Genomic DNA, 19,483 nt, shown 5'->3' on the forward strand with positions numbered 1-19,483 from the left:
TGGATGTCCAGTGTGAAGAAGAATATTGCGGTTGCGGGTTGCGGTTACTGGGGCAAAAACCTGGTTCGTAACTTTGCTGAAATCGGCGCATTGGCCGCAGTTTGCGACCATAACCCTGATCTGGCCAATGCCATGTCGGTGCAGCACAATGTGCCGGTCCTGACATGGGATGCGGTTCTGGCGGATCCGGCGATTGCAGGTGTGGCCATTGCTGCTCCGGCTGCTTTGCACTACACGCTGGCCAAACAAGCCATGTTGGCGGGCAAAGATGTTTTCGTCGAAAAGCCGTTGTCGCTGGACGTAAACGAGGCGCAGGAATTGTGTCAGCTGGCCGAGAAGAATGGCCGCATCCTGATGGTCGGGCATTTGCTGCAATATCATGCGGCATTCCTGAAGCTGAAGGATATGGTCGCATCCGGTGAATTGGGCCGTTTGAACTACATCTACTCCAACCGCTTGAACCTCGGAAAAATCCGTCGTGAGGAAGATATTCTTTGGTCCTTCGCGCCGCATGATCTGTCTATGATTCTGGCGTTGGCTGGACAAGAACCTGAGCAGGTTCACGCCCACGGCACCTATACGCTGCATAACTCCATTGCTGATGCGACGATCACCCATCTGGAATTTGCCAGCGGGTTGAATGCGCATGTGTTCGTATCCTGGCTGCACCCGTTCAAGGAACAGAAGCTGGTAGTGGTCGGTGAAAAAGGTATGGCTGTGTTTGATGATGGACAAGCCTGGCCGAATAAACTGACCTTGTATCGTCACGCCATTCAATGGAACGGCGATGTGCCTGTGCCGGAAAAAGCCGATGGTGAAGCGGTTGAGCTGGTCGTCTCCGAACCGTTGCGCGGCGAATGCCAGCATTTCGCCGATTGCATCGATAGCCGTAAATCGGCCCGCACCGATGGCCGTGAGGGTCTGCGCGTGTTGAAGGTTCTGGACCGTGCGTCCAAGGCGTTGAAATCCGAACGTCCGGTGGTCAAGGCCGTTGAAAATTCACACCCCGGTGTGATGGTGCACGAAAGCGCCTATGTCGATCAACCGAGCACGATTGGTGCGGGGACAAAGATCTGGCACTTCTCCCACGTTCTGCCGAACACGGTGATCGGGAAAAATTGCGTGATTGGCCAAAACTGTGTTCTTGGCCCCGATGTCAGTGTCGGCAACACCTGCAAAATTCAGAATAACGTCAGCCTGTATAAGGGCGTCGTGCTGGAAGACGGCGTGTTCTGTGGTCCGTCCTGTGTGTTCACCAACGTGAACAACCCGCGCGCGGAAATTGAACGCAAAAGTGAATATCGCCAAACGCTGGTGAAACGCGGCGCAACCATTGGTGCGAACGCCACCATCGTCTGCGGCCACACACTGGGTGAATATTGCTTTATCGCCGCCGGTGCGGTGGTGGCCAGCAATGTTCCAGCCTTTGCCCTGATGGCGGGTGTTCCGGCCAAGCGCATTGGTTGGATGAGCCATGCGGGCGCAAAATTGGGCGCTGATCTGGTTTGCCCGCTGTCTGGGGACAAATATCGTGAAGATAACGGCACGCTGGTGCTGGTTGAACAAGGGAAAAAGGACGTAAGCCATGGCTAATGCAAATCTGAAACTGGTTAAACCGGAAACGGAAATTCAATTCATTGATTTGAACGCCCAGCGTTTGCGTATCACCCCGGCGGTGGATGAGGCGGTTGTGCGCGTGATTCACCAGGGCAAATACATCATGGGCCCGGAAGTGGCGCAGCTGGAATCCGAACTGGCCAAGTGGGCTGGTTGCAAGCATGTGTTGTCCTGTGCCAATGGCACGGATGCCTTGGGTCTGGTCCTGATGGCCAAGGGTGTGGGGGTTGGTGATGCAGTTTTCGTCCCGGCCTTTACGTTCGTGGCAACGGCGGAAGTTGTGGCCTGGGTTGGGGCGACGGCCTATTTCGTTGACGTGCTGGAAGACAGCTTCAACATGGACCCGGAAAGCCTGAAAAAAGCAATTGCGGCGGCCAAGGCCGATGGTTTGAAACCGGCTGCGGTTATTCCGGTCGATCTGTTTGGCCAACCGGCCAATTATCCGGTCATCAACGACATCGCCGCCGAAAACGGTATGTGGGTGATGGCGGATTCCGCGCAAAGCTTTGGCGCGTCGTTGAATGGCAAAAAAGTCGGTTCCATGGGATTGGCCACGGCGACCAGCTTCTTCCCGGCGAAGCCGCTGGGCTGCTACGGTGATGGTGGCGCGGTGTTTACCGACAGTGACGAAATGATCGCTCTTTTGAAATCCATCCGTGTGCATGGCCAAGGTTCGGACAAATACGACAACGTCCGCATCGGCATGAATGGCCGTCTGGATACGATGCAGGCTGCCGTTCTGCTCGAAAAACTGAAAATATTTGGTGACGAACTGGTTGCTCGTCAGAAAGTTGCCGATCGTTACAATGACGGCCTGCGCGACGTGATCAAGGTGCCGGAACTGGACAAGGGCGCGACCAGCGCTTGGGCGCAATACACCCTGACCCTGAAGCCGGGCCAGAGCCGCGCCGCTGTGATGGATGCGTGCAAAGCCGCAAGCGTTCCGACCATGGTGTATTACCCGATTCCGCTGTCGCAACAGCAAGGATACAAACATTATCCGTCCGTTCCGGGCGGCGTGCCGGTGTCGGAAGCCTTGGCGCAATCGGTGTTCAGCCTGCCGATGCACCCGTATCTGGACACGGAAACGCAAGACTACATTATCGGCGTTGTCCGTGATGCCGTCGCCGGATAAAAAACTGGTCTACCTCGCGCTGGAAGCCACGCGCGAGGGTTCGGCCAGTTTTGTTCACGTCAATGAAATTGCAAACGGCCTGCGTGCGCAGGGCTGGGATGTCACGTTGGTGCAGCCGGCCTATGCCCGATTTAAAAAATCGCCACCTTTGCCTGTACGGCTGCTGTGGTTGATGGTGTTGCAGATTAAAATGTGGGCGTGTTGGCCGTTTAAATATCGCGGTACTGTCTTATATGTGCGCAATCATAATCTGGCATTCCCAACTGGGTTGGTGGCGCGTGTGTTCGGCGTGCCAATTTTTCATGAAATCAATGGGCCGTATGATGACGTGTTTATCACGCACACGGTTCTTCGCCCTTTTCAATCCATTTTGATCTGGATGCAGAAACAACAATTCCGCTGGGCCACAGGGCTGTGCGCGGTTACGCCGCAATTGGTGGATTGGGCGCGCGTGCAATCGGACGGCCGTCCGATTGAATTGGTGCCCAATGGGGCGAATACGGAAGTGTTTCACCCAGATGCCAAACGGCCCGATGGGTTGCCGAGGCGCTATGTTCTGTTTTTCGGCTCACTGGCTCGCTGGCATGGTGTTCCAACAATGATTGAAGCGGCGGCATCTGCGCGGTGGCCCGCTGGTGTTGATTTGGTCGTAATCGGTGCGGGGCAAGAAAGTGCGGCAGTTCAGCGTGCAGCGCGCACGCAGGCGCATGTTCATGTGTTGGGCCACGTTCCGCACCATCAATTGGCCGGGTACATTGCCAATGCGATTGCCGGGTTGGTTCCAATTGGCAATCCGGGGCGGCGGTCAGGGACTGGATTGTTTCCACTCAAAATGTTTGAAACTCTGGCCTGTGGCGTTCCAGTGATCGTGACTGATTTTCCGGGGCAGGCGGATTTGGTCCGTGAGCAGGGGTGTGGAGTCGTGATTCCGGCGGAAGATGCCGATGCATTGGCCCGAGCCGTGACCGATTTGGCAGCAAACCCAGAACTGGCATCGGCTATGGGCCGGATTGGGCGTGATTTGGTCCAGCGAGATTATCGCTGGCCTGTTCTGGCGCAGCGGACTGGGGCCTTTATTGATCGACAGATTTCGGGCAAAACCCCCGGATAAGCGCCGTTTTTAACCTTTGTCTGGTTGCCGGGTGCGGTTAAACCCATTAAAACGGAACCCATGGCAACAGAATCGCAAAGCACCGTCCCGTACCGCGTTTTGGCCCGGAAATACCGGCCGCAGAATTTTGACCAGTTGATTGGTCAGGATGCGCTGGTCCGTACGCTGACCAACGCTATCAATTCCGGGCGGATTGCCCATGCCTTTATGCTGACCGGCGTGCGCGGGGTGGGGAAAACCACCACGGCGCGTATTATCGCAAAGGCGCTGAATTATACCGGGGCCGATGGCACCGCTGGTCCGACCACGGGGCCGACCGATGATTGCGCCGTGTGCCAGGCGATTTCCGAAGACCGTCACCCTGATGTGATCGAGATGGACGCGGCGTCCCGCACCGGTGTTGATGATATTCGCGAAATTCTGGATGGTGTGCGCTACGCCCCTGTGTCCGCCCGTTACAAAGTCTACATCATCGACGAAGTGCACATGTTGTCCAAGCAGGCGTTTAACGCTTTGCTGAAAACGCTGGAAGAGCCACCGCCGCATGTGAAATTCATTTTCGCCACCACCGAAATTCGCAAAGTGCCCGTGACCGTGTTGTCGCGGTGCCAGCGTTTTGACCTGCGCCGCGTTGAAATTCCGGTGCTGGAAAAACATTTCACGAATATTTGCGGTTGGGAAAAGGTCGGCGCGGAAGATGCCGCCATTTCCATGATCGCGCGCGCCGCGGATGGATCGGTGCGTGATGGGTTGAGTTTGCTGGACCAGGCGATTGCGCTGGGTGGCGGTGTTGATATTACCGCCGCGCAGGTGCAGGCGATGCTGGGCTTGGCCGATCGTGGCCGTGTGCTGGATCTGCTCGAACATGCGCTGAAGGGCGAAGCGCCGGAAGCTTTGGAAATTATGGGCGACCTGCATCGTCTGGGTGCGGACCCGGCGGTGATCGTGCAGGATATGCTCGACCTGACCCATTTGATGACGCGCCTGCGTGTCGCGCCGAAAACCAAGGATATGCCCGTGGGCCTGTCGCCCGAGGCGTTGGAGCGTGCGATTGATCTGGCTGCGAAACTGTCTATGCCGACGCTGGGGCGCGCATGGCAGATTTTGTTGAAAGGGTTGGGCGAGGTTACGGCTGCCCCGAACCCGGTGGCCGCATCGGAAATGGTGATCATTCGCTTGATCTACGCCGCCGATTTGCCAGACCCGTCCGACCTGCTGAAAAAGATCAAGGACATGAAGGACACGGGCGTCACGGGTGCGCCGGGCATGAATGTGGATGCGGGACGCAGCCCGGAACCTGTGGGTTTGCGTGCGGTGTCCGGCGGAGCGGCTGTTGCGATGACCGCGCCGATGCCCGTGGTTGAAACCGCACCTGTGGCCGCACCGATGCAGGCTGTCGCGCTGAACAACCTGTCTGATGTGGTTGCCGTGTTGCAGGCCAATCGTGAAATTCGTTGGGCCACGGAGCTTTATAACTACGCCCATTTTGTCGCCATCCGTCCCGGCGTGCTGGAGGTGCGTATGGCGCCCGAGGCACATCCCAAAACAGCGCAGGAAGTGGGTGCCATTCTGACCCGCGCGATGGGTTCGCGCTGGCTGGTATCTTTGTCATCGGCGCCGGGCGCGGCCACCTTGGCCAGTGCTGAACGTGCGGAAATGGGTGCCAAAATTGAGGCCGCGCGCGCCCATCCGGTTGTATCGGAAGTTTTGGTACGCTTCCCCGGCTCCGACATCGCCATCAAAACCAAAGACAATTAAACGGAGAATTTCCATGAACATTCAGAAAATGATGCAACAGGCCCAGGCCATGCAGACGAAAATGCAGGAATTGCAGGAGCGTCTGGGTGAAATGGAAGTTCAGGGCATGTCCGGTGGTGGCATGGTACAGGTTGTGATGACCTGCAAGGGCGAAGTGCGCAAGCTGACCATCAACCCGGAAGTGATTAACCCGGACGATCGCGAAACGCTGGAAGATCTGGTGATGGCGGCGATCAACGCGGCGCGCGCCGTGGCCGACAACACCATGACCGAAGAAACCCAGAAATTGATGGGCCAGTTTGGTATTCCGGGTGGGGCAAAGCTGCCGTTCTAATCGAACGGGCTTTGGTTCTGTCTCTATGCGCATCCTGACATGGAATATCAACTCGGTTCGCCTGCGGATGCCGCTTTTAAAAAAGCTGGTTCGCGAATGCGCGCCCGATATGATCTGCCTGCAGGAAACAAAGACGCCGGACGACCTGTTCCCCCTGCGTGATGTTGAAAAGGCGGGATATGCCTACACCCACATTCACGGCATGAAATCCTATAACGGCGTTGCAATTTTATCCAAAATCCCGTTTACAACGACCGAAATTCATCACCGTGTTGGCCGTGAAGATTGCCGCCATATCGCCGCCCATGTGCAGGTCGCGGAATTTAAAAAACCCGTGCAAATTCATTGCCTGTACATTCCCGCCGGGGGCGATGTGCCCGATCGCACTGTGAATGATAAATTCGGCCACAAGCTGGATTTCGTTGATGAAATGGCGGGGTGGTTTGCGAAGGAAGGTAAGTCAGGCGACCCGATGATTGCGCTTGGTGATTTCAACATTGCCCCGCTCGAACATGATGTGTGGTCGCACAAACAATTGCTGGATGTCGTATCACACACGCCGGTTGAAGTTGAAAAACTGACCGCGATGCAGGATTCGCTGAAATGGCATGATGCCATTCGCCATTTCGTGCCGGATGATCAGAAATGTTACACATGGTGGTCGTACCGTAACCGGGATTGGAAAAAATCCAACCGGGGTCGCCGTCTGGATCATATCTGGGTGACCAAGACGTTGGTGCCGCATTTGACGGGGCATGACATTCTGGCGGCTGCCCGCGACTGGGAAAAGCCCAGTGATCATGTGCCGGTCATGATCGACCTTGATCTGAAGGCCGCTTGAAGTGCGCTTTTTATGCGCGAAAACCGTTCTGGATAACGCGTCCGTTAATTCTGCAATCAATTTGATTTAATTTGATTTATTTGACTTTTGTGACCCGTGCGGGCGATGATTAATTTATGCGTCACTGTGCATCGCTTTACCACGCGACATGATGGATCATGAATTTCGATTTGAATTTGCCGTATCACGTTTACTGTGAATCTGCCTCGTTCTTCGGGGTCTCCCAGCCATTGAATATTCTCTCTAACTTGGCGTTCATCGCCGGGGCGTTTTTGCTGTGGTCACAGGACCGGGGGCGCGGCACGTCATTGTCGCTGCTGGCCATGTTGATGGCGGTGGTCGGGTTTGCGGGCATGGTGTGGCACATCACCGGACAACAATTTGCCGCTGCCATTGATATTGGCGCGCAATTGGTGATGGGCGCGATCCTGACCATGATTTTGGCGCATCAAATTCTACGGTGGCATCCCGTCAATGCGGTGATTGTGGGCGTGATTATGCTGCTGTCCGCCATGTTGGGGCGGGATTTGGGCTTGCCGTTCATGTTGCAGAATGGCGGTGCGCTCCTGCCCGCCATGGTGTTTTTGGTTATTCTGGCGTTCGTGGAAATTCAACGTGGACGTATGCGTGAAGCCAAGTTTTTGATGGGCTCGGCCTACGTCTTGTTTGTCGGGTTGATCTTCTATTCGCTCGATTGGGCTTTGTGCTGGTCATTCCCGTATGGCCTGCATTTCATGTGGCATCTCTGCATGGCCCTGTCGATCTGGTTGGCGGTGGAAGCCATCTGGACCGATCGGCAGGATAATGCGAGAGAGGAAAAGCTGGCCGCTTAAACCACCAGTCTTTTTTCCGCCCGGATCAGGCCAATCATAAACGGCCCGCCCAGCAGCGCGATAAACCCGCCAAGTGCCAGCAATGCGCCATCAATACCGATCGACCCTTCCAATATGCCAAAAACCGTCATGGCGGGAATGGCCATCACATGCACCATCAAACTGGCGGTCGACAAAATGGTCGCGCGCCGCGTGCTGTCCACGCGTTTGTTCAATGCGGCCTGCATCCGGGGTTGACCCAGACCATAGACCAGATACCCACACAGGATCAGCACAACACCAACCCAGCCAATAAAAATCCCGGCTATGGCGCAAATCAACACCTCAAACGCCAATAACCCGCCCAGAACATACCGGTTGGGCCAATGCGCGGGCAGGATATGGCTGAATTGCCCGGCCACGGCGCTGATCAGGAACCCGCTGGCCCCCAATACACCGAACCATGCCGCAGGCACATCATTGGCGATGTAATAAGGCTGCTGCGTCCACAACAATACTTTCGTGCCGCAAAACATCACGGCCCCGGCGAAGATCAGCATGGCCACCTCGCGATGGCCGTGCAGGGCGTAACGCATGGTTTCGATCATATCGGCAATAGGGTGCTTTTCCGCCGCGCGTTTATGCCGTGCCGGTTCCACCAGCAAGGCCGCGCAGACAATGGCGAACGCATACCCAAATCCGGTCAAGCCCATGGCCAGATGCGGGTCGATGGCGTACAGGAACCCACCCACCGCGCTGGCCGCGGCAATCGAATAAAACCCGTACGAAAACCGTGTGCCCTCGCGTTTGGAAAATTCGTCTTCGCGCCCCTGATCCAGCAGCGTGTCATATAAAAACGCTTGTACCGTACCGGAATTCAAACTGACACCAACACCCAGCAAGCCTTGGGCAATGCAGGCATCCAGAAACGAATCCGCATTCCAGAGTAACGCAAACCCAACCATATTGATCGCGCTGCCAAGCATGAGGGTGTGTTTGCGTTTCCACACATCAGACAGCCACCCGCTGGGCACTTCCATCAATAAAACAACGGCGGAGAAAATCGCTTCCCCGATCATCAATTCACGGAACCCAATGCCGATCACGTCCTGATAATACAGCAGGAAAACAGGCAGGATAAAAATCGCACTGATCCCGATATTATGCAGGTTCAGAAGCAGGATGTTGCGGTTTGTAATCTGCTCTTTTGTCATTTTTCCAATCCCCATTCTATATCAAGGGCGGGTAATCCGTCTGTGTCAAAACGCACATAATCGTGATGATCCGTGACTGTGCCATCGGGCAGGGCCGCGTTCATTTTCCGAATCGTTTCCGGAATGAAACCCAGTTTTTCAATCACGCGGCGGCTGGCCTCGTTTCCGGCGGCGTGGGCAATATCCACACGACGTGCTTTCAGTGCGCCAAATGCATAACGGGTCAGGGCGTTGGTGCCTTCCGTGGCGTAGCCGCGGCCTTGCGCGCTTTTGGTCACCCAATAGCCGATTTCAAAGCGGCGCACGGTCCAGCAATAACGGTGCAGACCCGTACCCATCACGATGTGACCCGTTTCGCGGTCAATGCCGATCATCATCATGTCATCGCGCCGGATAAATTTGGCGTAGGCCTCGCGCACCGTGGCCTCGTCATTTTCTGCGGTGCCTATTGCTTTGGCCCACGGCATCCAGCGGCTTAATTGATCCCACGTTTCAATTTTATTGGCGTGGATGGCCGCGCCATCGCCCGGCATGGCGGGGCGAATAATTAAACGAGGGGTCACGATCGGCATCGGAATATCGATCAAAATCGGGCGAATATCGGTGGTCTGCATAAAAATCTCCTGTTCGGTTTGTTATGAACCGAAAGGCGGATGCAGATGATATTCCGGATGGTTTGGGAGGAGATCTGTCAGCCTTTCGGGGTGGTGGCTGACAGAGGAAGAAACCTTATTCCATCAACCCATCCATGGTGCGCACGGATACAACGAAGCCGCCCACAACTCCGGCCAGAATTTCTGTTTGGCCCGGATTTGCGGCAGGTGCCTTCGTGTTTAGTGGTGCCATAAGGCGGTCCATGGAAAGATCCTCAATGTCTGTTCATTCATGGAAACACAGGTCCGCATTGCGACGCAACACAAATTTGTGATGAAAAGGGGATTCAATCATCCGCGCACATTCGGTTATAATCACGCCCATGAGCGATTCATTCTTCACACGGCATCTGCACGATGCGGACGAACGGTATTTTGAACATCTGGCTTTCACGGTGAAGGTCGGTGGGGCGTTGATTGTTATTGCGTGTGTGGTGGTGATTCATGGGCTTTTGCCCTTCCTGTTCACCCATACCGGCAGCCGGATGCTGGACCGCCTGAATGCCGATATGGCCGCCCGCCGGGCGCATTGCCAGGCCAAATCCGGGGCCAAATGTGCGGCCAAACAGGGTAAAAACGGCTGAAAACGGCCCCCAATTCGTCCTTGGTATAGGGCGTAAATCACAAAAATCTCGCTTTTTACCCCCTGTTTCGGGTATATCTCCGCCATGTTGATGAGAGACGGATTCACGTTTTAAGCTGGTTTCCCGCAAGGGACAGCGTTTTAGATAATCCCGATCCATTGTTTTAATGGCACAGCTTAAGAACGATCCGGCTCTATGAAACAAGTCAAAAAAGCCCCCACAGTTGGTATGGTCTCCCTCGGTTGCCCCAAGGCGCTGGTGGATTCCGAACGCATCATGACGCAGCTCCGGTCCGAGGGGTACGATTTCTCCGCGACCCATGACGGGGCCGATGTGGTCATCGTCAACACATGCGGGTTCCTGGACTCGGCGAAGGAAGAATCGCTGGCCGCCATTGGCGATGCGCTGAAAGAAAACGGCAAGGTCATCGTGACCGGTTGCATGGGCGCCGAACCTGAATCCATTACCAAAATTCACCCGAAGGTGATGGCCGTGACCGGCCCGCAACAATATGAAGATGTGGTGGGTGCGGTGCATGATGTGGTCGCCCCGGTGCATGACCCGTATGTCGATCTGGTTCCGGAAGCGGGTTTGAAGCTGACACCCCGCCATTACGCATATTTGAAAATTTCCGAAGGTTGCAACAACCGTTGTACCTTCTGCATCATCCCGTCTTTGCGCGGTGATCTGGTCAGCCGCCCGGCCCACCACGTGTTGTTCGAAGCGGAAAAGCTGGTCAATGCGGGCGTGAAGGAATTGCTGGTGATTTCGCAGGATACGTCGGCCTATGGCGTTGACCTGAAATATGCCGACAGCCCGTGGAAGGGTGGTCGCGTGCGCGCGAAATTCTATGATCTGTGCGCGGCGTTGGGTGACATGGGCGTGTGGGTGCGTTTGCACTACGTTTACCCGTATCCGCATGTTGATGACGTTATTCCGCTGATGGCGGATGGGAAAATTCTGCCCTATCTGGATATTCCGTTCCAGCACGCCAGCCCGAACGTGTTGAAGGCCATGAAGCGCCCGGGTAACGTCGACAAAATTGCCGATCGTATCGGCAACTGGCGCAAGCAAGTGCCGGATCTGACGCTCCGTTCCACCTTCATCGTCGGCTTCCCCGGCGAAACGGAATCCGATTTTGAAATGCTGCTGGATTTCATGAAGGACGCGAAAATCGACCGCGCCGGATGCTTCAAATACGAAGCGGTGCAGGGCGCGAAGGCGAATGATATCGATGGCGCCGTTCCGGAAGAAGTGAAACAAGAGCGCTATGACCGCTTCATGCAGGTGCAACAGGAAATCAGCGCCGCCAAATCCGACGCCAAAATCGACACCATCGTTCAATGTATTGTTGACGAGGTCGATGGCGAAGGTGGGGCGGATGCCCGTTCCATGGCCGACGCCCCGGAAATCGACGGCAAAGTCTTCCTGCGCGACGTTCCATCCGATGTGAAGCAGGGTGACTATGTCAGCGTGCTGGTGGAAGATGCTGATGCGTATGATTTATACGGCGTTGTCGTTGAATAAATAAAAAAGCCCCGGGTGATCCGGGCTTTTTTATTGCGGCTCAGTTGAGCTTTAACCCAACCATCTTTGGCGTACGAATACGGCTTTCCTGCCATTTCAGCATGTCACGCTCCAGCGCTACGTCAATCTGGCCGAGGATGGTTGCGTGTTCGATCCCGTTTTTCAGGACATCGCTGTGCAGGTAAAAATCCCCGGTGGCCTCGTTGATGTGGATGTGGTCATCTTTCGGGCTGGTGCGCAACGGGCGGATTTGTTGCGCCAGCTCGGCCATGCGTGGCTGGGTGTAATACCGCATATCGGCGGACATGGACCAGCCCAGCAACGGGTCGGAACAATTCACGCTGACCGTGTAGGGATAGATATTCCGGCCATGTTTGGTCCGCACCGTGCCATCGGCTTGCAGGGTCTTGGGATCGGGGCTGATCTTTTTGATCAGGTCGATCCAGTCCTGTTCCTGCTTGGTCAGTGGTTTGAAGAACAGTGCGCGGAATGCTTTGGTCAAAAGGCCAGCCATCAGATGCAGTCCTTATCCATTCGCCGGGCGCGGTGTATTTGAAGCGTGTGCGATTTTCTGGCTGAGTATCTCGCGCGAGGCAAATTTGAACATGGTGATTTCGGTGTTCAAATCGATGCGACCCAGAGCCGTGGCCTGGTCCATGCCGTTCTTCTCAACATCGCTGCGCAGGTAAAAATCGCCTGTTTCGTGGTTCAGCATGATGCGGTCGTTGCGGACCGGGCTGGACAGCAGCGGGCGCATCTGGCGTTTCAATTCAGCCATACGGTGGTGCAGGTCGGCCAGATCAAAGGCAGGTTTCAAATCGCGTGTCATCATGAATATCCCTGTTTTTATAATTCAATGCCAAACCATAGCCCGGCGGCATCAAGGCGGCAAGGTGACCAAATTAAGGCATTGAAAAATAATAATTTTTTAAATCGGGGGTTGAAATGAGGGGGATGTGATCTCCCTTATTACGCAAGGGGGCAAGGCCTGTTTGTCGTGCCCTGAATAAGATTGGGCCGACGGCAGGCCTGTCTCCTGTATTGGGTGGGGTGTTTTGTTTGCAAACTTATAAACACCATGAATGAAGTCAATGGAGGCTCCACATGAAAAATCTGATGCGTAAAATATTGCTGACCGGTTCTGTTCTGGTCCCTGGGTTTCTGGCTCTGGGCGCGATACCGGCTGGGGCTGAAACCGTGATGCGTGATACATACGTCAAGCAAATCGATATGCCCAATACGACCGTCGTGAATTTCGGTGCCTTCGACACCAATAAGGACGGCATCCTGTCGCGTGACGAAGTGGGTGAACGTCTGTTCATCAGTTTTGACGGCGACGGCAATGGCGTCATTGATAACGTCGAATTTGATCAACGTAACGTGCTGACCTACATCCCCATGGAACGCGGCACGATTTTGTATTTTGATTATAACGATGACGGCATCATTGATGACATGGAAAAACTGAGCCAGCAAAGTTTCATTGAGAAATCCATGCTGGATCGTTTTGCCAAGGACTCACGCGGCCTGTCCCCGCGGGACTTCATTGAAATGGGGTTCTGGCAATTGGACACCGATCGGTCCCGTGTGATCGAGCTGAGCGAATGGAAACGCGGATATGAGGTCGCCCTGCGTCCTGAAGTCGCGGAATCCTATCTGTATAACCAGTAAGGTTCTTCTCTAAATCTCCATGTGGCATCCCCGCTTTCGCGGGGATGCTAAAAAGGGGCGGTCGTTTCCGACGGCCCCTTTTTGTTAGGTCTGAGCTATAGCGTTATTATTTACGTTACGCGCGCGCTATCGTTTGTTCACACTTACGCGCTCAGGGATTCCTTCGCGGATTTCTTCTTCGCAATCTCGCGGTCATTCGGCGAAAGGAATTTTTTGCGCAAACGCAGGGACTGCGGCGTGACCTCGACCAGTTCATCATCATTGATGTACGCGATCATGTCTTCCAGGCTCATCTTCCGCGGCGGGACCAGGGTCACGGCTTCGTCTGAACCGCTGGCGCGCATGTTGGTCAATTTCTTGCCCTTCAACACGTTGATGTCCAGATCGTTGTCGCGGCTGTTTTCACCGACGATCATGCCCTGATACACCTTGTCGCCATGGCCGATGAACATTGTGCCACGATCCTGCAGGTTGAAGATGGCGTATGCAACCGCGTCACCCTTGTCCGTGGAGATCAGCGCGCCGTTGCGACGGCCCGCCATATCACCCTTGTACGGGCCATAGGAGTGGAACAAACGGTTCATCACGCCCGTGCCGCGCGTATCGGTCAGGAACTGGCCCTGATATCCGATCAAACCACGGGACGGGGCCAGGAACGTAATACGGGTTTTGCCCGCGCCCGACGGGCGCATGTCGGTCATTTCCGCTTTACGCTGGGTCATTTTTTCAACGACCGCACCGGTATATTCCTCGTCCACGTCGATGAAGACTTCTTCATACGGCTCGGTCAACTGGCCGTTCTCATCTTTCTTGAACAGAACGCGCGGGCGGGATACGGACAATTCGAACCCTTCGCGGCGCATGTTTTCGATCAGAACGCCCAACTGCAATTCACCGCGGCCGGCCACTTCGAACGAGTCCTTGTTCGCGCTTTCGTTGACGCGAATGGCGACGTTGGTTTCGGCTTCGGCCATCAAACGGTCACGGATCATGGTCGATGTCAGCTTTTTGCCCTCGGTGCCCGCATACGGGGAATCGTTGACGGTCAGCGTGATGGACATTGTCGGCGGATCAATCGGGGTCGACGGAACCGGGTTGGTCACGGAGGGTTCGCAAATTGTGTCGGACACGGACGCGTTCACCATGCCGGCGATGCAGATAATGTCGCCCGCTTCGGCTGTTTCCACCGGAACGCGCTGCAATCCACGATAGGACAGCAATTTGGTCAGGCGGAAGTTTTCAACGGTTTTGCCATCCAGGCTCAGCGCCTTGACGGTCATGTTCACTTTCGCGCGGCCAGATGTCACACGGCCGGTCAGAACACGGCCCAGATACGGGTCGCGGTCCAGCAACGTGGCCAGCATCGTGAACGGGGCGTCCACTTCCAAGCCCGGAGGCGGAACGTGGGACACAACCAGATCCATCAGCGGCGACAGGTTTTCGCGCGGACCGTCCAGTTCCATCGAGGCCCAACCATCGCGGCCCGATGCGTACACAACCGGGAAGTCCAATTGTTCCGGTGCGGCGTCCAGCGACACGAACAGGTCGAACACTTCTTCCAGAACTTCGTCCGGGCGCGCATCCGGGCGGTCAATCTTGTTAATCACAACAATCGGGCGCAGACCTTTTTTCAAGGCCTTGCCCAGAACGAATTTGGTTTGCGGCAAAACGGATTCAGCAGAGTCGACAAGCAGCAAGACGCCGTCCGCCATGTTCATGATCCGCTCAACCTCGCCACCGAAATCGGCGTGGCCCGGTGTGTCGATAACGTTCACGCGTACATCTTTCCACTGCACCGCGGTGCATTTGGCCAGAATGGTAATGCCGCGCTCTTTCTCCAGATCGTTGGAGTCCATGGCGCGTTCGGCAACCTGTTGGTTGTCGCGGAACGTACCCGATTGTTTCAGGATGTTATCCACCAAAGTGGTTTTGCCATGGTCAACGTGGGCGATAATGGCGATGTTGCGAAGATTCTGGACGAACGTCATAAACTCTAAACCTATTGTTGCGATTGCGAAAAACTGGCTGCTGTGTACAGGAAATAGGCCGAGAATGCCATAAAAAAAGCCAGTTTCCGCGTCTTTCAGGGGTTTAATATCGCATTTTCCATGGATGGGGTTCCGCCAGAGGGAAAACGGGGGTAAAAATCGCTAAGATCCGCCTGAAATCAAGCCAAAGGATATGTGCCCATGGAACTCTTGAAACCCTATCGCGCCCGGATTGACGCGCTGGATGATAAAATCGTCGATCTTCTGGTCGAACGGGCTGGAATCATTGCCGAAGTTGGCCATCTGAAGGCCCGCGAAGGCATTCCGGCCATCCTGCAGGACCGGGTGGACCAAGTGCGTGAACGCAATGCCGCCCGCGCGGCGGAGAAGGGGCTGGACCCCGATCTGGTCCGGGCGCTTTACGCCATGCTGATCCAGTGGAGCTGCGATCTGGAAGAACAGATCAAGGCGGAGAAGGCCGCGTAATTTTCATGTTCGACCTGCGGACTGCGCTGAACAATCACATCCCGATTGATGACAAAGAGGCCACCGATCGCGATGCGATGCTGGCCTTTTTGGCCTCTGGTGCGCCGTGTTTTGACCGCGCCCATTGGCCGGGTCATTTCACCGGGTCGGCGTTGCTGATCAACCGGGATGGGTTGCGCGTATTACTCAACCATCACCGGGCGTTGAATGTCTGGCTGCAATTTGGCGGGCATGCGGATGGCAATGCCGATCTGCTGGATGTGGCCGCGCGGGAGTTGGTGGAAGAATCCGGCTTCAGCGCGTTCGAACCCGTGATGGATGGCATCTTCGATCTGGATATTCACCCGATTCCCTACAGCGCCAAACGCGGCGAACCCGCACACCTGCACTATGATGTACGCTTTATCTTTCGTTTGAATGCGGATGATGAACGCTTCACGCTCAGCGATGAATCGCTGGATATGCGCTGGTGCAATTATGACGAGGCCATCGCGCTGACCGGGCCGGGATCTGTGGCGCGGATGCTGGGTAAATGGCGGGCGCTGGCTTAGGGCTTGTATGATGGAAAGGCCGCTTTACGCGGTGATTCCTGTAACAGGATGTTGCGCAACCCACCGGCATCTTCGATGAAATTGATCCGATAGGTGGGCACTTCGCCCAATCGTCCCAGAATTTCATTGTCGGCATATCCGGGAATTTTGCTGGCCTTGAACGGGGCAAATCCGGAATCACGGAAGAACATGGAGCGATAGGTGGATACCGTCACCGGATGGTCATACCACGCATAGACAGCGGCGCGCATGGCGGCCCCATTTGTGACATTGTCCGGATTATCCTTGGCAACACGGGCAAACGCATCGGATACCGATTTGTAGCAGATGCCCGGCGTACTGCGGCATCCTTGAAACGTGTTGTGCCCGTGCCATGGGCCGGGGAAGCCGCTTTCCTTCATTTCCCACAGGGCTTGAACGGACAGGGCTTCTGCGGACGCTTCCTGGGCGAAGAACAGGTGCAGCAAGCCTTCTTCATCCAGCACGTTGCGCAGGGCATAGGGTGTCAGCCCCTCCAGCTCTTGCGTCAAATGCGCCAGCTCATGCGACGCGGCGGCGATTTGGGCGGCCATCGTCGACCGGTCATTCAGGACCAGCACGCCTTCGCCATTATAATATGCGCCGTGGCCGCGCATGTTTTTGTTGAAACAGATCCAGGCCGGGCCGGTTTTGTATTGGGCGGCGTTGGCCCATTGATCGCGGCCAATCGCGGACGTGCTGAGAATGGAATAGATATCGTGAACCTTGCCGTTCGCGTAATCATTCGGACCGGGGCCGGTCACGGGCGCGCACTGCCCATCGGCCTTGGCCAGAAAACGGTTGAGATTGCGCGGCGGATCGAGTCTCTGTGCGGTGGGGTCGTATGTCGTCGGCCCACTTGCCGCGTCCTGTTCCGCTGTGACCTTTGGCGCGCTCTTCATCGAATCCGGTAACATCGGTTGAATAACGTTGGAAACGCTGGTGCATCCGCCCAGACCCAGCGCGCCAAGCGCCAGCGCGGATCCCAGCAACACGGATCGCGCCTGCACCATGAAGGCGGGCTGGTCTTTGACGGTGGTGCCGCGGTTATAGAGGCTGGATAAACGCATGGGCCGGTCCCTGTTTTTCTAGATCTGTTTTTTATTATGAAAACAAAAGCATGGTTTGGCCCCCGCTGCCAAGTTTTTTGTGCAGACACAGGGAAAAACCAACGGTTTGGCCATTCTTACGGGGAGGGGTCGTCCCGGTAATAGATTTTTGTGCTGTGCGCGGGCTGTTTCAGGATTTTGGCCACATCCCCGCCCAGATAATCAAACCCATAGGGGGCGATGAACCCCAGGCCGGTGACGGCCTTGGCGAAATCATCCGTGGGTACGCTGTGGGATGACAGGCTGCCGCGGGGTGAAAAGTGACGCCCGCGCCCCATGTACCCGTAATGGTGTCGTTCATACCGGTCCATCAATTCCAGATCCGCATACCATTCGCGGAAGGCGGCGCGCGCGGCGGTTCCGTCTGTGATGGCGTTGGGGTCGGCTGTGGCCACGGCTTCAAATGTTTTTGAAATCATGGCGTAGCAATTGTTCATCGTCTCCGGGCACATGGCGGTGTTGTTGTGGGCATCCCATCCGGCGGGGTATCCCGCCTGTTTCTGTTCCCACAAGGTCAGCGTGGCGAAGGCTTCTGCATCGGCTTCCTTCGCCAGTTGCAGGTGCAGGCGAGCCTCTGTGTCGGTCATGCCCAACGCGTCGGCGGTAAAGCCGCGCCTCTCCTGTTCCAGATGGCGTAATTCATGCGGTATGGCGGCGATATGTTCAGCCTCGGGCAGGTCGCTGTTTAAAACCAAGACGCCCGCACCCGTGTAATAAAACGCATACATGTCCGATGAGGGCGTGAAGCAGATCCAGGCCGGGCCCTTTTCGTATCCGGCGGCCTGTTCCCATGCATGGCGGCCGAGCGGCGTTTTTTCCATCAGCGTGTTCAGCGCATGAACGCGGCGGTTGGCATAGTGGCTGGGGCCGGGGCCAGTGACGGGGGCGCACAGCCCGTCAAATTTTTGGGCATGATCCGCAACATGGGCGGGAACGGATTGTATGGGGGCCGAAGGGTTATAAAGCGGCGCAGGGGGCGCAGATATATCGTTGGCCCCAGTATCGTTTGCCCGAATATCATTGGCTGGTGCCGAAAGGGCGAGAAGCAGGGCCGTGCTGGTGCTCAATCCGGTGATCAGGTTCCGCCATGGGCGGACCTTGCGGAAGTGTGGAGTCATTGGTCTGGTATCCCTGTCTTTTATAACGCTTTGTCTTATGCAAAACGTGTGGCTCTAACGGCCTGCAACCACGATAGAGGTCTGCGGGGGGATGTCACGCCTAATCTTTGGGAATCTGTTGGAATCACAAAGAAATTTTACCCACAGGGTGAGGATAAGTGGTGAAAGCCCCTGATTTCTTTGGTACATTGAATCATGACGTATGCAGTTCCGCGCCCCGTCATTTCCCCATAAGCCCCGGTTTCCAAACGGTTTTTTCGCAATTATGACCGCCACCAGCCCGATTCGCATTGCGCCTTCGATCCTGTCCGCCGATTTTGCGGCGCTGGGTGAAGCTGTGCGCGCGATCGATGCCGCCGGGGCCGATTATATCCATGTCGATGTGATGGATGGCCATTTCGTGCCCAACATCACCATCGGCCCGAATGTGGTGAAGGCGTTGCGCCCGCACTCAAAGAAGATTTTCGATGTGCATCTGATGATCGCGCCCGCGGATCCGTATCTGGAATCCTTTGCCGCCGCCGGGGCTGATATCATCACCATCCATCCGGAAGCATCACCGCATTTCCATCGTTCCCTGCAAACCATTCGGGGTTTGGGCAAGCGCGCGGGCCTGGCCCTCAACCCGGCAACGCCGGTCGACGTGCTGGACCATGTGATGGATCTGGTGGATTTGATTTTGGTCATGACGGTGAATCCGGGCTTTGGTGGGCAGGCTTATATCCCGCTGGCCGATAAAATTCGTTCCGTGCGTCAAAAAATTGCCACATCGGGTCGCGACATTGATCTGGAAGTGGACGGGGGCATCAATCCCGAAACCGCACGTGAGGTGATTGCCGCCGGGGCGAATGTTCTGGTAGCGGGGACAGCGGTGTTCTCCGGGGGTGCCGAGAAATATGCGGCGAACATCGCTGCATTGCGTGGTTAAGGGCTGGGGCGTTTTCAAGGTTTTCTGA

The 19,483-nt window shown here is 55.8% G+C and carries 21 protein-coding genes; 13 read left to right on the forward strand and 8 right to left on the reverse strand.

What is annotated here, in order from left to right:
- Positions 1-3: 3 nt before the first annotated feature.
- The 7 genes from MICA_RS01455 (at position 4) to MICA_RS01485 (ending at position 7,629) form a co-directional block, all read left to right on the forward strand.
- Positions 4-1,593, forward strand: coding sequence for a Gfo/Idh/MocA family oxidoreductase (locus MICA_RS01455; RefSeq protein WP_041793723.1), 1,590 nt, complete (start codon positions 4-6; stop codon positions 1,591-1,593).
- Positions 1,586-2,752 carry a DegT/DnrJ/EryC1/StrS family aminotransferase gene (locus MICA_RS01460; protein WP_014101885.1) on the forward strand — a complete coding sequence of 389 codons (1,167 nt, stop codon included), beginning with the start codon at positions 1,586-1,588 and terminating at the stop codon, positions 2,750-2,752. The genes MICA_RS01455 and MICA_RS01460 overlap by 8 nt, the downstream gene beginning before the upstream one ends.
- Entirely contained in the window at positions 2,736-3,863 is a 1,128-nt protein-coding gene (locus tag MICA_RS01465) for a glycosyltransferase family 4 protein (protein ID WP_014101886.1), read from the forward strand. The genes MICA_RS01460 and MICA_RS01465 overlap by 17 nt, the downstream gene beginning before the upstream one ends.
- A 60-nt stretch (positions 3,864-3,923) precedes the next feature.
- Positions 3,924-5,621 carry a DNA polymerase III subunit gamma/tau gene (locus MICA_RS01470; RefSeq protein ID WP_014101887.1) on the forward strand — a complete coding sequence of 566 codons (1,698 nt, stop codon included), beginning with the start codon at positions 3,924-3,926 and terminating at the stop codon, positions 5,619-5,621.
- Between the two features lie 13 nt (positions 5,622-5,634).
- Positions 5,635-5,955: a YbaB/EbfC family nucleoid-associated protein gene (locus MICA_RS01475; RefSeq protein WP_014101888.1), complete on the forward strand. Its 321-nt coding sequence runs from the start codon at positions 5,635-5,637 to the stop codon at positions 5,953-5,955.
- 25 nt (positions 5,956-5,980) lie between these two features.
- Entirely contained in the window at positions 5,981-6,796 is an 816-nt protein-coding gene (xth, locus tag MICA_RS01480; protein WP_014101889.1) for an exodeoxyribonuclease III, read from the forward strand.
- A gap of 158 nt (positions 6,797-6,954) precedes the next feature.
- Entirely contained in the window at positions 6,955-7,629 is a 675-nt protein-coding gene (locus tag MICA_RS01485) for a hypothetical protein (RefSeq protein ID WP_014101890.1), read from the forward strand.
- On the opposite strand, the gene MICA_RS01490 is transcribed toward MICA_RS01485, so the two are convergent.
- The 3 genes from MICA_RS01490 to MICA_RS12400 all read right to left on the reverse strand — a co-directional run bounded on the left by MICA_RS01490 (position 7,626) and on the right by MICA_RS12400 (position 9,680).
- The gene (locus tag MICA_RS01490; protein WP_014101891.1) at positions 7,626-8,822 is read right to left on the reverse strand and encodes an MFS transporter; all 1,197 of its coding nucleotides are present in this window, start codon (positions 8,820-8,822) and stop codon (positions 7,626-7,628) included. The genes MICA_RS01485 and MICA_RS01490 overlap by 4 nt on opposite strands.
- Positions 8,819-9,436 carry a GNAT family N-acetyltransferase gene (locus MICA_RS01495; RefSeq protein WP_014101892.1) on the reverse strand — a complete coding sequence of 206 codons (618 nt, stop codon included), beginning with the start codon at positions 9,434-9,436 and terminating at the stop codon, positions 8,819-8,821. The genes MICA_RS01490 and MICA_RS01495 overlap by 4 nt, the downstream gene beginning before the upstream one ends.
- A gap of 115 nt (positions 9,437-9,551) precedes the next feature.
- Positions 9,552-9,680: a hypothetical protein gene (locus MICA_RS12400; RefSeq protein ID WP_014101893.1), complete on the reverse strand. Its 129-nt coding sequence runs from the start codon at positions 9,678-9,680 to the stop codon at positions 9,552-9,554.
- Between the two features lie 118 nt (positions 9,681-9,798).
- On the opposite strand from MICA_RS12400, the gene MICA_RS01500 reads away from it, so the two are divergent.
- A complete protein-coding gene (locus MICA_RS01500; RefSeq protein WP_014101895.1) occupies positions 9,799-10,059 on the forward strand; it encodes a DUF6356 family protein in 261 nt (86 codons plus the stop codon).
- 195 nt (positions 10,060-10,254) lie between these two features.
- Positions 10,255-11,586: a 30S ribosomal protein S12 methylthiotransferase RimO gene (gene rimO, locus MICA_RS01505; RefSeq protein ID WP_014101896.1), complete on the forward strand. Its 1,332-nt coding sequence runs from the start codon at positions 10,255-10,257 to the stop codon at positions 11,584-11,586.
- A 40-nt stretch (positions 11,587-11,626) separates the two neighbouring features.
- Here rimO and MICA_RS01510 read toward each other — a convergent pair whose 3' ends face one another.
- Entirely contained in the window at positions 11,627-12,100 is a 474-nt protein-coding gene (locus tag MICA_RS01510) for a hypothetical protein (RefSeq protein WP_014101897.1), read from the reverse strand.
- Positions 12,101-12,112: 12 nt separating this feature from the next.
- Positions 12,113-12,418: a hypothetical protein gene (locus tag MICA_RS01515; RefSeq protein WP_014101898.1), complete on the reverse strand. Its 306-nt coding sequence runs from the start codon at positions 12,416-12,418 to the stop codon at positions 12,113-12,115.
- A 272-nt stretch (positions 12,419-12,690) separates the two neighbouring features.
- On the opposite strand from MICA_RS01515, the gene MICA_RS01520 reads away from it, so the two are divergent.
- Entirely contained in the window at positions 12,691-13,257 is a 567-nt protein-coding gene (locus tag MICA_RS01520; RefSeq protein ID WP_014101899.1) for an EF-hand domain-containing protein, read from the forward strand.
- Between the two features lie 143 nt (positions 13,258-13,400).
- On the opposite strand, the gene typA is transcribed toward MICA_RS01520, so the two are convergent.
- Entirely contained in the window at positions 13,401-15,245 is a 1,845-nt protein-coding gene (gene typA, locus MICA_RS01525) for a translational GTPase TypA (RefSeq protein WP_014101900.1), read from the reverse strand.
- A 201-nt stretch (positions 15,246-15,446) separates the two neighbouring features.
- Here typA and MICA_RS01530 point away from each other — a divergent pair, with 201 nt between their 5' ends.
- Positions 15,447-15,731, forward strand: a complete 285-nt coding sequence (locus MICA_RS01530) for a chorismate mutase (protein ID WP_014101901.1) — start codon at positions 15,447-15,449, stop codon at positions 15,729-15,731.
- Positions 15,732-15,736: 5 nt separating this feature from the next.
- Entirely contained in the window at positions 15,737-16,282 is a 546-nt protein-coding gene (locus MICA_RS01535) for an NUDIX hydrolase (RefSeq protein ID WP_014101902.1), read from the forward strand.
- On the opposite strand, the gene MICA_RS01540 is transcribed toward MICA_RS01535, so the two are convergent.
- Together MICA_RS01540 and MICA_RS01545 are read right to left on the reverse strand one after the other, a co-directional pair.
- Entirely contained in the window at positions 16,279-17,370 is a 1,092-nt protein-coding gene (locus tag MICA_RS01540) for a DUF6782 family putative metallopeptidase (RefSeq protein ID WP_014101903.1), read from the reverse strand. The genes MICA_RS01535 and MICA_RS01540 overlap by 4 nt on opposite strands.
- 116 nt (positions 17,371-17,486) lie before the next feature.
- Positions 17,487-18,527: a DUF6782 family putative metallopeptidase gene (locus tag MICA_RS01545; RefSeq protein WP_014101904.1), complete on the reverse strand. Its 1,041-nt coding sequence runs from the start codon at positions 18,525-18,527 to the stop codon at positions 17,487-17,489.
- 265 nt (positions 18,528-18,792) lie between these two features.
- Between MICA_RS01545 and rpe the strand changes: the two genes are divergently transcribed.
- The gene (rpe, locus tag MICA_RS01550) at positions 18,793-19,455 is read left to right on the forward strand and encodes a ribulose-phosphate 3-epimerase (protein ID WP_014101905.1); all 663 of its coding nucleotides are present in this window, start codon (positions 18,793-18,795) and stop codon (positions 19,453-19,455) included.
- Positions 19,456-19,483: the final 28 nt, after the last annotated feature.

The sequence above is a fragment of the Micavibrio aeruginosavorus ARL-13 genome (genome assembly GCF_000226315.1).
GTDB classification, from domain to species: Bacteria; Pseudomonadota; Alphaproteobacteria; order Micavibrionales; family Micavibrionaceae; genus Micavibrio; species Micavibrio aeruginosavorus_B.